Origin of the sequence: Enhygromyxa salina, from assembly GCF_002994635.1 — a bacterium.
GTDB lineage: Bacteria > Myxococcota_A > Polyangia > Nannocystales > Nannocystaceae > Plesiocystis > Plesiocystis salina_B.
On record NZ_PVNL01000035.1, the window covers coordinates 1 to 13,061 of the forward strand.

At 65.3% G+C, this 13,061-nt stretch carries 7 protein-coding genes; 3 read left to right on the plus strand and 4 right to left on the minus strand.

Going from position 1 to position 13,061, the window contains the following annotated elements:
• Both ENSA7_RS07040 and ENSA7_RS07045 read left to right on the plus strand, forming a co-directional pair.
• A partial coding sequence (locus ENSA7_RS07040) for a WD40 domain-containing protein (protein ID WP_342352815.1) occupies positions 1 to 2,379 on the plus strand: 2,379 nt, incomplete at its 5' end.
• Positions 2,376 to 4,250 (plus strand): metallophosphoesterase, encoded by a 1,875-nt coding sequence (locus ENSA7_RS07045; protein WP_106088440.1) that lies wholly within the window; start codon positions 2,376 to 2,378, stop codon positions 4,248 to 4,250. The genes ENSA7_RS07040 and ENSA7_RS07045, both read left to right, overlap by 4 nt.
• Before the next feature lie 84 nt (positions 4,251 to 4,334).
• On the opposite strand, the gene ENSA7_RS42090 is transcribed toward ENSA7_RS07045, so the two are convergent.
• The 3 genes from ENSA7_RS42090 to ENSA7_RS07055 form a co-directional block, all read right to left on the minus strand.
• Positions 4,335 to 4,538 carry a hypothetical protein gene (locus tag ENSA7_RS42090; RefSeq protein ID WP_146157429.1) on the minus strand — a complete coding sequence of 68 codons (204 nt, stop codon included), beginning with the start codon at positions 4,536 to 4,538 and terminating at the stop codon, positions 4,335 to 4,337.
• Positions 4,539 to 4,709: 171 nt separating this feature from the next.
• Positions 4,710 to 6,017 carry a hypothetical protein gene (locus ENSA7_RS07050; RefSeq protein WP_106088441.1) on the minus strand — a complete coding sequence of 436 codons (1,308 nt, stop codon included), beginning with the start codon at positions 6,015 to 6,017 and terminating at the stop codon, positions 4,710 to 4,712.
• A 160-nt stretch (positions 6,018 to 6,177) separates the two neighbouring features.
• Positions 6,178 to 8,025, minus strand: coding sequence for an OmpA family protein (locus ENSA7_RS07055; RefSeq protein ID WP_146157430.1), 1,848 nt, complete (start codon positions 8,023 to 8,025; stop codon positions 6,178 to 6,180).
• A gap of 439 nt (positions 8,026 to 8,464) precedes the next feature.
• Between ENSA7_RS07055 and ENSA7_RS07065 the strand changes: the two genes are divergently transcribed.
• Positions 8,465 to 10,852 (plus strand): hypothetical protein, encoded by a 2,388-nt coding sequence (locus ENSA7_RS07065; protein WP_181233355.1) that lies wholly within the window; start codon positions 8,465 to 8,467, stop codon positions 10,850 to 10,852.
• A gap of 126 nt (positions 10,853 to 10,978) precedes the next feature.
• Here the strand turns inward: ENSA7_RS07065 and ENSA7_RS07070 are convergent, their stop codons facing one another.
• A complete protein-coding gene (locus ENSA7_RS07070; RefSeq protein ID WP_106088445.1) occupies positions 10,979 to 12,751 on the minus strand; it encodes a S41 family peptidase in 1,773 nt (590 codons plus the stop codon).
• Positions 12,752 to 13,061: the final 310 nt, after the last annotated feature.

The window sequence follows — 13,061 nt, forward strand, 5'->3', positions numbered from 1 at the left end:
CCCGATGGCCGCCGCATCGCTTCCGCTTCCCACGACGACACCATCCGCATCTGGGACGCCGACGACGGCCGCAACCTCTCCACCCTCAACGGGCACTCGCACTCGGTCACCTCCGTGGCCTGGTCCCCCGATGGCCGCCGCATCGCTTCCGCTTCCCACGACAACACCATCCGTATCTGGGACGCAACCGAACCAACCAAGCTGCTCCCCCACACCAAGGACGCAACGTGCGTCTCCTACGCCCCAGACGGCACCGGCTTCATATCGGGGTCCGACGATGACACCCTCCGCGTCTGGGACCCCCACTCCCACACCCAACGCGCCATCACCACCAGCCACCAGGCCAAGCCCCGCGCCATCACGCACTCCCCTTCCGGCGAACACGTCGCTTCGGCCACGAGCGACTGTCGGGTCCGCATCTGGGACGCCAACACGCTCGAGCACGTCCGCACCCTCGCCGGCCACACCCGCGACGCGACGTGCGTGGCCTATTCACCCGACGGCAAGCTGCTCGCCTCCGGCTCCGCCGACCGCACGAGCCGCTTGTGGAACCCCGCGACCGGCGAGCACCTCGCAACCGCCAAGCATGAGGATTGGGTCAATTGCGTGGCCTTCTCGCCCGACGGCACCAAGCTCGCCTCGGGCTCGTCTTTCTTCGACATCCAAATCTGGTCAATCCCGACTCTCGCCAAGCTGCTGGAGATCAACGCGCACTCCAATTACGTCAACGGCATCGCTTGGTATCCCAGCGGTGATCGCTTTGTGTCATCGTCTTGGGACTGCAAGCTGCGGGTCTGGAATGCCAACGACGGCGGCCGCATTCACGAATTAGTCGGCCACACCGCGCCGGTCAGGGGTCTCGCGTTCGCACCCGACGGCACCCGCTTCGCGTCGGTCTCGGACGACAAGACCTTGCGGATCTGGGATGCCCAGACCTACGAGCAGCTCGAGCAGTTTCGCAGCGAGACTCCACTCAGGCGGGTAGCCTGGTCGCCAGACAGCGCCCAAGTCATCGCCGGCTCCACCGCGGGTGTCCAAGTCTGGCGGCTCGAGCCCTGCCTCGCGATCCTGCAGACCCACGGCGAGATCGGTCTGGCCCAGACACCGAGCGGTCAATTCTGCCTGCAACCCGAGTCCGCCGAAGCCTACCTCGAGGTGCCGCGCCCAGATCGCGCCGCCGTGTTCTACCTGCCGCTCGCAGGTATCCGCGACCATCAATCGCGCGAGGCCGTCGCCCGCTCGCTAGCCGGCCAGCCCACGCGCTCGCTCGCTCAGTCGCTTGGCTGGGCGCCGCTGCCATGGGACGGTGAGATTCGCAGCATCTCCGTCGACCGTCCCCCACCCAGCCCGCTCACGATCGTCTCCACGCAGTTCGGCGACATCATCACCAACCCCTTCTCCCCCGATACGGCCCTGCGCAACGTCGACACGCTCCCGGGACGACGCGTCGAGATCGACGAGGTCGTGCAGGTGCTCCGCCGTCGCGGGGTCGCGTGGCTACGCGGGCCCCGGCGGGCGGGCAAGACCTCGTTCCTCAATTATCTGGTGCACCACAGCCCCGGGTGCCAGGTGTTCTCACGCAGCCTGCAGGCTGGACCGGCACAAACCCCCGACGACATTGCGAGCCTGCTCGCGCCGAAGCTCGGTGACGCGCCGAACTCCGCCGCCGCGTTTGTCGAGCTGCTGCACGAACACAAGGCGCCGGTGATCATCCTCGACGAGATCGCCGTGCTCGCGGAGGCCCAGGCCGGCACACTCCGCTGGCTCCGCGCGCTCGGCAATGAAGACTCCGCGATTACGTTGATCTACTCGGGCTCCCACTACGACTGGGTCCAGGTCAGGGAGCGAATGCGCGAGGTCCCAGGATCATCGTTTGGAAATGACGTCACCTTCGTCGACTTTGGCCCGATCCCCGAGCCCGACGCGCTCGAGTTTCTGACTGCGACAGCCCCCGCGCAAGCGCCGATCTCCGCGACTTTGGCGAGTTGGGTTGTGCAGGAGTGCGGGACGTGGCCTTATTACTTGCAAGTACTCGGCTACGCGCTCGTCCAGGAGCAGACCGTCCATCAACGCACGCCCGCGACCATGTCTCGCGGTGATTTTCAAGATTTCTACCGTCGTGTGCTGTTGCGCGCCAAAGCGACCTACTTCGAGTTGCGCTGGCAGGAGTTCACCCCCCGAGCCCGGGAGGTCCTACGGGCTGGGTTGGCGGCAGCTCGGGAACATCGAAGGCTGTCCAATCCAACCGACCTCACGGATGCTGAGAAACGAGTGATGCGTGATCAAGGCGCGCTCGCTGACGGCAGCTGGGTGATCGACAAACCATTCTTGAACTGGATGCACGATAACATCGAAACGCTGGGGGAACCCCAATCATGATTTTTTGGTGGCCCTCCAAGTATCACGCGGACTATGAGCTGCGCAATTGGGACGCGCTCGTCCAGACCGTCCAAACCATGCCACATGGGGTATTCTGGCCGTTGTTGGGTGCCCGCCGCTCGGGCAAGACCTGGGCCTTGAACGCGATCGAAGCCGCGATCGGACCCGCGAACGCAGCTCACGTCACGCTCGACCAGATCGACGCCAAAAAGCAGGAGTTGCCCGAGCACGCGCGCGGCCGGACGGTCCTGCTATTCGATGAGCCCGGCTCTGTGCTCTTCCACGACACCGCTCCCGAGCAAGTGATGAACAAGGGCTGGGAGCTAAACGTCGAGGGCGCCAAACAATTCGTCGAGTGGTGCCAGCGTCTCAAGCACACGGGAACGATCGTGACCCTCGCGCTCACTCCTGCCGAGTGGCACGCCTTGCGCGAAGTCGGCGGCGCCTTGGTCAGCAGCAAGGACCTCGAGTATCGTCGCCTGGGTCCCCTGTCTGCGGCGCAGTCGCAGCGGTTCCCTCGCACACCAACTCAACACCAACTGTTCGAGCAGCTGCCGCCGACCTGGCGACGCAACCCCTTTCTGCTCGCCGAATTTTTTCGGCATGTATTGGACACGCCAGAGGGCAATCTGCGCAATCCGTTGTCACGCGACGATATTCATAAATTCGGAAAAGAGGTAATCGGGGAGCTAAATTCGGGTAAATACGATTATCTCTATCACGTCTTGTACGATTGCCTGATCCCCGAGCACCGCGGTGCGCTTCGCATGGTCGCCGAGCACGAGCGACCCAGCGAGGACCTATGCCGGATGTTGTTGCACCTGGGCCTGCTCATGCAATCCGACTCCGGCGAGTACGAGATCGGCGATCCGGTGCTCGCCGATCACTATCCGCCACCGGTCCGCATTCACCACATCTCTGATCTCCACTTTGGCCCCAAGACGGCGCTGAGCGTCGACGCCAAGGATAACAGCGTGCAAGGGCGCAAGCTAGCCAAGGCCGCCGGACAGGGCCCTATTCGTGACGATTACCTCGATTGGCTCGCTCAACTCGAGACCCACCAACGCCCACACCTCGTGGTCGTCTCCGGTGACATCGCCGAGGCGGGGCAAGACGATCAGCTCGAGGCTGGTCGGGCCTGGCTAGACCGTGTCGCCGCGTGCCTCGCCCCGCACCCGGGGCTCGACCCTGACGACCCGCGCTTGCTGCTCGTGCCCGGAAACCATGACGTCGACTGGACCGCCGTCGACGGTCCCGCTGGCGGGCGGCGCCCTCACCTGGCTTTTGCTCGGGTCTTCACCGGCACATCCTGGCCCTTTCCCCAGTTGGTCGAGCCACCCGAGACTCGTGAACCAGCACATCAGCACTATCGCTCCCTCGGCCTCGCGTTTGCGCTGCTTGGCTCGCCCGAATACGGGGGCGCCAACCACGAGCACTACGGCCGCCTCGACCCGGGGCTGGTGCACGATCGCGACATTCAACACCTGCGCAGCGCCGTATGGAAACACGAGCCGATTCGCATCGCCGTCGTCCACCACCCTCTGGCCCAAGTCCCCAGTATTGCGACCGAAATCACCTCCTACTCGGGCCTGACAAACGGCGGACAGCTGCAAGCGGCGTTGGAAGAGCAGGGCTTCACGCTGCTCCTCCATGGCCATACCCACGCGGCCTACCTCGAGCGAAAGGGCGAGCTGTTGATCGCCGGCGCCGGCACCCTCGGCAGCCGCGAGACCTACGAGCGCCATGGTTTCAACGAGATCATCGTGACCCGGGAGGGCCAGCGCTACAAAGTCCAGGCCCAGACCTACGAACGCAAAGGTGGTTCGTTCGCGCCCCGTGCAGTTGAGCAACTCGAGCGTGTCGCAACGTGACCTCAGGTCAGCCAGCGCAGGATCGAGAACACCTTGGCCCCGCGCTCAAACATCACATCCACGATCACCGTCGGTGCGCCCCGATCAAACGGTAGGTAGCTGATCGCCGATCGGCTCACTCCCACCTCGGCTGCGCTCGTAGGCCACGCAGGTCTCGCCCACCGAGGTGCACATCGTGTCGCAGGTCAGGCCTTCGACAAAGGTCTCGCAGCTTTGAAAACATGGCTCGCCCGCGGGATCGCAGTGGTACATGCCAGGGTAGTCGCCGTCGCCGTCGCCGAGTGCCACCTGTCACACCCGCTGCGACACCCGCCGTGACAATCGCACTATTTACGCTTTTGCAGGCGCCGTGCACGTCGATCACTCGAATAGGGTTGCGTCGACTACAGACTCGTCAACGCCCGCCGGCGCCAACGGCTCAGTGGCGTAGTGCCGATGGGAGCGCGCGCGTAGCCGGTCTCAGCTCGTGATCGCAACCAGCTCGCGGATGTCGAGGTTCGAGTCTGACGCGGCCTCCTCCACCAGCCATGCCGGCGCCCCGCCAGCCGCCTGCAGCTGCTCGAGCGCTTGGCCACGGCACACGCTGCAGGGCGTCGCTGACCACAGCCAGATCATCGCTTCCGCGCAGCCGGTCGCGTCCGCGCCGAACACCGCGAGTAGATCCAAACCGACGCTGTGGACGAAATCTGGGTCATCGGTTGGCGCTTGACGCAGCGCAGCGCAGATCGCCTGGGTGTCCTCGGGCGTCCGGTCGTGGGTGAGCCAGGGCAGCAGCTCCAGATCCGAGCGCGCCAGCGCCTCGCGTGCACGGACACGCATCCGTGGGTCCGAGCTGCGCGACAACATGCTGATCCCCCGGCTCCGCGCCCAACTGTCCTCGCAGGCAAGTACTTGGTCGATCAAGATCTCGGGTGCGGCCGAGGGCAGCGCACGGTGCCTGAACACCTGCCAGAGGTGCCAGCGCACGGTCAGCTCCGAGGTTGTGATCATCGTGCTCACCACCTGCTCGAGCTGGGCCGACGTTGCCCTGTTGCCCCAAAACATGAACCACCCGATCATTGGTTGGGTCGATTGCCGCGCGGCTGTAACTAGCGCCTCAACGTTCACCTCAGCCGGCTCCCAATGCGGCGCTGGGCGGAGCTTCGAACGCTCCGCCTCGGCGGCCTCGATCAAGCCGGACAAACCCTTCAAGGCGGGTATCTCGGCCAGCGCTGCGAGGACCTCGGCTTCGCCGAGCGTCTGCTTGGCCTGAGTGTGCAGCCAATCGAGATCCCTCCAATCGTATGGGCCTGATTCCAGACCGGCGGCGAGATAGTGCCTCGCAATCCGCACGAATCCCTCGACACCATCGAACTCGAGGATCTCGGACTGGGCTTGCCACGGCGCCGATTTGTCTGGGCATGTGTCGACCACCCAGCGCAACGCCGTGGCCGCCTCGGGGTGCCCGGCGCGGGCGTAGAGCAACGCGAGCGCGCATAGCTGCGCGAGGTCCCAGGTGTCCTCGGTCGTATGGATCGCGTCGCACACCGGGCGCACAAACCTCTCGGTCCAGCCCACGGCTTGCATGATCTCGAACAACCATGTTGCGCGATGGCCCTCGCATTGCTGATCGTAGGATTGACTGACCAGCAGGTGGTCTAGCATCGACGCCGTGGACAAGAGCCGGCCTGTGTGACGCACGTGCATCAACGCGCGACCCTGTCCACGCGCGAGCGCGGTCAGCAACGCATTCTCGCTCAGCGGCAGCGTGAATCCGAGATCGGTCATGGGCACGACGCAGGACGTAGCGCTCGAGCAGTCCGGCGGCGCACGCGAAGAGTCTAGCAAGTTCGAGGCCGTCGAGGAGCTCGAGTGAAAGGCATGGGCGCACCCTCGGTTGGCCCCTGGTGACTCGGCGCCTGCACGGGGCTGTCCGCGATCGCGCGGCCTATGGCGCACGACGGAACTCGACTCGGCGGTTTCGGTGTCGGTTGGCTCGCGTGTCGTTGGCAACGAGTGGCTGCGCCTCTCCGTGGCCCACGCTCGAAAGCCGGGAAGCAGCGACGCCGTGCTCGACCATCCAGAGCCGCACCGCCTCGGCGCGTGCTTGGCTGAGCCGAATGTTGTCCTCGTCCGAACCCACGCTGTCCGTGTGGCCCTCGACCGAGATGTCTTTGATGCCGGGATCTGCCGCGAGGACCGCCACGAGCTGCGCGAGCAAGTCTTCATCCGCCTCGCGGATGACAGCGCTGCCGGTGTCGAACTCCAGGCCTTCGCCGAGGCGAATCTGGTCGGAACACACGACCACCTGGGGCGGAACGGCGGGCCAACTCTGAAACTGAAAGGTCGCGTCGAGACTGCGCGCGATCATGTTGGGGGTCGTGTAGTCCATCTGCTCGTTGAGAGTGCCGAGCATTCCTTCACTCTCCATGATCGGCCACCAAGGGGCGACCTCGAACTCGACGTCTGCATCATGGTACGACCACGCGGCCAGCTCCGAGCAGATCATCGCAGCCCTGCCTTTCACGGGCCCCGTGTACAGGGGCACGAACGGCTCGCCCTTGAACCACGCCTTCAACTTGGCCAGGATGTTGAGCCCAGCGCCACCGATGAACCCTGCGATCCACACCTTCCAATCGCTCGTCGTTCCGGTCACCGTGGCCAACTGCGCCATCTTTGCGATCTGACCGTACGCATAAGGTCGATACCCGTACGCGCGAACCGAGGCGACAATCCGTTGCTGCTCATCCTCGGTGATCCCTTCTCGTCGGTACACGTCGAGCGTCGTGCACTGCTTCTGGGTCTGCTCCAGGCTGTGGAGCAGCAAGCCGCTGTCCAGCATCTCCGCGGTCTCACCGTGGTCGAGATACACGGCAACATGCGAGTACCAGGGGCGCTCGCGCGTCGCCGAGCATCCTGGAACGGCCTGCGACGTCGGGGGCCCGAGTTGCTCCCTCTCCAGTCTTTGAATCGACGTCGACACGAAGCCGCTACCTTGACAGAGCAGCAGATCACCGGGCTGCAGGCGGTGGTCGCGGATCGGGTACTCGGGTCCACCAACAACCCGGATCGCAACCGGGGCGAAGGTCTCCGAGGTTGCAGCGAGATACACGTCGCCGTCGGACCCAATCTTCACCTTGAACCGTGCGAGGCCATCAGCGCCGACAGGCACGCGCTTCGATTGTCCGGGTGCGAGGCGGATCGTCGACGTGAAGCCGGAGAGCGTGACCTCGGTAGGGTCGGTAGGCTTCCCGCCCGCGACCCCGACAGCGACCTCGACCGTGGTTCCGGGCCGGCCCGAGACGACGGCGTCCACCGGCCGCAGCTGAGGCTTGATCTGAATGGTGAGCCACTGCGACGCGGTGGGATCAGGAGGCTCGACGAGCGGGGGTGGAGATTTCGACGGTCGACCGCCCGCGTACCAAATATCGTAGATGCCGTGTGGTAGCTGAGGGATCTCGAAGCCGACGTTCGAGTCGGCCTTGTCGATGGGAGGTCGAACGGGGAGCGTCAGCGTCTCGCCAAGGTCCTCGCCCTCGGTGGTCCGTCGCCGCACGTAGATCTCCTTTGGCGGTCTGGCGTCGCCGGCCGGAAACGCAATGACGGCACCCGGGGTAATGGTGGGCACGACCACCGGACGTCCGTCGACGCCCGCGACGATGGCGATCTCGGGCTCGTCGCCGGGCAACGGGACGGGTCCGTCGGTGTAGACCGGCGCGAAGGTGGGCGCCTTGTCGGGCGTCGTCGAATCAGCCATCAGATGGCATGCCGACGTGCCGAGGAGAAGCAGCAGCAAAACTGAACGGCTACACGAACGGGGCACGATAGGTCCCTATCGCGTCGAACACACTGGCGTCAAGGTGGCGGCGGCGACTTTCAGCGACGGTACGTCGCACAGGTCGTCGGTTCGTGGGTGTTTTGCTGACAGCACGACGGCGGCTCCGATCGCCCTCAGAACCGCCACTGTAGCTGACCTGCGGAAACGCTCACGCGCTTCAGGCTCTGTTTCCTCGTGCCGCCAGCGACAAGCAGCAGCACCCCGAGACTGATCAGCGAGATGCCAACGCTGAGGCCGACTGCGCCGAGCGTCCTCTGCCGATCACGGTTCACACCCAGCGCCCCGGGCCGACGAGTAGCTCGAGCAGGACGAGAATTGCATGGCACCGCGACATCGCGTCGAGAAGCGATCGCGAGCCTGACTCGACGGCCCCGCCCAAGAGTGGCAGCATCTGCCAATGCTTCGCACGCCCCTGGCCAGAACGATCTCCTTGCTCCCGCTCTCGCTCGCGCTCGCCTGTGGCGACGACACCACCGGCACCGACACCGGCACCGACACCGGCACCGACACCCGCACCGACACCGAGTCGGGCACCGAGTCGGGCACCGACACCGGCGGCGGTGAAGGCAGCACCGCCGAGTGTGGCAACGGGGTGGTCGAGGACGACGAGGTCTGCGACGACGGCAATCAAGACGACACCGACAGCTGCCTGTCCGACTGCACCGAGGCGTCGTGTGGGGACGGCCATGTCGGACCCGGCGAGACCTGCGACGACGGCAACGCCGACAATGGCGACGCCTGTCTGGTCGGGTGTGTGGCGGCGAGTTGCGGTGACGGCTACGTGGAGGCGGGGGTCGAGGGCTGTGACGACGGCAACGCCGACAGCACCGACGCTTGTCTCGGGGATTGCACAAACGCTGGCTGCGGTGACGGCTTCGTCTGGGCCGACATGGAGCAGTGCGACGACGGCAACGCCGACAACACCGACACCTGCGTCGAGGGCTGCGTGCAGGCCAGCTGTGGCGACGGCTACGTCGGGCCCGGCGAGGGTTGTGACGATGGCAACGACATCGACGATGACGCCTGCAAGAACAACTGCTCGCTGGCCAGCTGTGGCGACGGCGAAATTCAGGTCGGTGAAGCCTGCGACGACGGCAACGCCGACAACAGCGACGACTGCCTCGATACCTGCGTCGCGGCGGCGTGTGGCGATGGTGAGATCTGGGCCGGGCAAGAGCTCTGCGACGACGGCAACGCCGACAACACCGATGCCTGCCTCGACAACTGCGTGGCCGCGTCGTGTGGCGACGGCGAGGTCTGGGCCGGGCAGGAGGCCTGCGACGACGGCAATCAGGACAACACCGACGACTGCACAATCTCGTGCTCGCCACCGACTTGTGACGACGGGATCCAAAGCGGAGCCGAGACCGGGCCCGACTGTGGCGGCGACTGCCCGAACCAGTGCCAGATCCCCGACAGCTGGTACTTCCCGGTCGTCGACAGCGACGACTACACGCTCATCCCGGCGATGTTCGCCGATGGCGACGGAGCCGTGCTCTCGCTGGAGATCAGCCCCAACGGTCAGTTCGCCGGGCAGCAGTGGCCGGCGGGGACCTACGTGGTCCGGCTCGACGCGACCGGGACGATGGTCTGGCAACGGCAAGCTCCCGCCGCTCACTCTGCGCTGCACGAGGTCGATTCCGGCGGCTTCGTCGGCGTCGGCCACTACAACAACGACGTGATCCTTGGCCAGGGTGAGCTCAACGAAACGCTGCTCGCCCACACTGGCGGAAACGATGCATTCGCGGCCAAGTACAGCGACGACGGTCAGCTCGAGTGGGCGACGTCGATCAGCGAGACCGGAAACGAATGGCTGCTCGACGTGGTCCCCTTGAGCGACGGAACCTACATCCTGATCGGGTTCTTCACCTGGGACATCACCCTCAATCCCAACACCCAAGACGAGATCTATCTCGGGCCCTTCAACAACAACCAGCACCTGTTCGTGACCCGCTACGAGCCTGGGGTCGGCCATCTCTGGGCCCAGGCTTGGATCGATGGCGTCTACGACGACGCGGTCCGCTTGCCCGACGACAGCGTGGTGCTCTGTGGCTCGCACACGGCGGACCTCGTCTACGAGCCGGGCACGCTGAACGAGAGCACCCATCAAGCATGGGGCGGCGGCGATGCGTTCTTGACCCGGGTCTCCCCCAATGGCCAGCGCACGTGGGAAGGCCAGCTCGGCGGAGGCTTCCGCACCTACGTCCGCGATCTCGACATCGCTCCGGACCATTCGGCCATCTATCTCGCCGGTGAGTGGAACGGCATGAGCTCCTTCGATCCCCTGGTCGAGGGCCAGCTCAGCAAGAGCTCGTTGGGAGCTTACGACGCCTACCTCGCGCGTGTGAGCCTCGACGGTGCGCTCGAGTGGATCGAGGTCGCCGCCAGCCCTGGCAACGAGCTGGGTCGGGGGGTGGTCGCGCTCTCCAACGGCAACGTCGTGTTCGGCGGGAGCTTCGCCGAGACCATACACATTGGTGAGGACGACCCCGACGCCGTCGACTTCGTCGAGCCAGGGTTCGACTGGACGACCGACGCGTTCTTCGCAACCTACTCGTCGACCTCCGATTTTCTGTTCGCCGACCAGATCACCAGCCCCTGGTCCGAGCGTGTCTGGGACTTCGAGCCGGCCGGGGACGCAGTGCTGATGGCCGTGGGCTATCTCGACGCGAACGTCAATCCACAAGAGGACACCGTGACGTTCATGCCCGGCAAGCCTGGGCAGGCGATGGTCCTCGGCGATTGGGCCGATCAGGTCCTCGCAAAGATCGTCCCGGGGCCGTAGCTGCGGCGACCGCGAACGTGAGCGGTCGACTTGAAACGACGTGCGCGCGTCGAACCCGAGTTCTCCGCGCGCACGCCTCCCGATCCGCTCTCAGGTCGAGAGCAGTCGGTCCATGCCCGAGCTAGGCTAGGGCTCCAGAATGTCCGCGACAGCGGCCTCGATGAGGGTGTCGATGCCGTCGGCGAGGTCCTGGGGATCGTAGTCGAGTTCGACGGTGACGGGGGCGTAGCCCTCGAGCGACTCGCCCTCGGAGTCGAGGCAGCGCGCGCCGGAGACATACGAGTCGATGCCCGTGTGCTCACCCTCGACCGGGGCCCAGCTCTGCGTCACGTAGGACGGACCGGTCTGATAGCCGTAGGCGCCGGTCCCCCCGTGACCGTAGATCGGAATTTCGAGCTCGGCGGCGCGGTACAGCAGCCAGTCCGCGGCGCTGACCGACATCCCGTCGGCGACGATCACTTGCTCGCCATCGAAGTTGAGCGTGGGCAGGGGATCGTCGACGAAGATCTGATAGGGGAAGGGGTACTCGACTGCGTCGGAGAACTCGGGCGGTGACGAGGCGATGATGCGGGCGTGGCACTCGCCGAGACCGCCGGCGACATCGCCCAGAGACCCGAAGATCCCCATTCCGTACTCGGCCGAGCCTCCCCGGTTTCCGCGAATGTCCCAGACGATCCCCGCAATGTCGTTGTACTGCGCGAGGTCCTCGTTGAGCAGCTCGATCGCCTCAGCGTTCCAGTCGCGATACCCCTGGAAAGAGAGCGGCTGCGGGAAGGGGTGATCGGCGTGAGAGCCGAGCGTGGGCAGGATGATGACGACCACGCCGTCTTCGCGCTGGTGGGAGGCGAAGAGCTCCCCGCGTTCCTCACGACGGAAGGGATCGAAGCAGGAGATTTGATCGCCGCGCTCGGGGACGTCGATGACCTCGAGGCTCTGGTCCGGGTGAAGAACCTCAATCGCGTCCCCTGGCTTGATGACCGCAAAGACGTGCAACGCGTTGTAGTCGGCGCGGCCGCTCTCTGAGGGAATCCCACCGTCACATAGAGGCTCGTAGCTGATCCGCTCGAGCATGTCCGGGCCTTCCCAGATCTCGTCGCCGCGTATGATCGCTACCACGCGGTCTCCGGGGGTGAGGCCCATCGGGTTTATTTCGTCCGCGAAGGTGACAATCGACGCGTCGCCTGCAGAACGGGCACAGACTCCGTACCAGGAGTTCCCCCGCAGCGGCGCAAACCCGTTCGGATCGTAGCACTGGGACCAATCGAGAGGTCCAAGGCCGATCGCGCTGTGTCCGAAGGGGACGGCTCGGTAGATCGAGTAGATCGCCTTGGCGAAGGTGTAATCGTCGCCCTCACCAAGCGAGATATCGTGGGCGGCCGCGGCCACGAGCCCTTCGAAGTCGAGCACCTCCGCGTAGCCAGTGTGGTCGCGGAGGTGGTCAGCGTAGATCCCGAGCAGGCTAATCTGAGACAATTGGGCCGCCGAGAGCTCTTCGCAGGCGCTCTGTTTGCAGATGAACCCAGTGTCGCAGGCGACCGGATCCCCCCACACGAGGAATTCATCCTCCTCGACGCAGCTCACGAGCATGCCGTCCTCGCACATGGTCTCGTCGAGGCTCTCGCACTCGTCTTCGCCACCGGTCTCGGTCTCGCCGGTCTCGGTCTCGCCGGTCTCGGTCTCGCCGGTCTCGGTCTCGCCGGTCTCGGTCTCGGTCTCGCCGGTCTCGGTCTCCTCAGCGCTATCGGTTCCGCTGGTGTCTGTGGTGCTGCTCGAAGTCTCGGACGAGCTCTCTGTGGATTCGCTGAGGGAGTCCTGCGTGGGGTCTCCGACACAGCCGTAAAGTCCGGTGCTGAATGATGTAATGAAGGCGAGGAGTCCCCAGTCTTGGACGCGAGTCATGGGGCGGAACCTAACCGCTAAATCTTGCTTTGACGAGGATTCTCGACAAGCGGCGAAAGCGGACCACTGCGCATGCGCCTGGTCGAGATCGTCGACTTGCGAGACAGCATCGCGCGGGTGCTCGCGAACGTCGGCCTCGGGCCTCGGCCGCCACCGCGTCCACGGCCGGCTGTGCCTGACCAGCTCGACCTCGATCTCGCCGTTTGACCAGCAGCCAACTCGACCCCACGCGCGAGCGCGCTGAGCAGGGCTTCCCCCGCTTGTCTCGCGTCATCGATGCCTGGACACTGTCGGGCGTGAGGCGGATCAG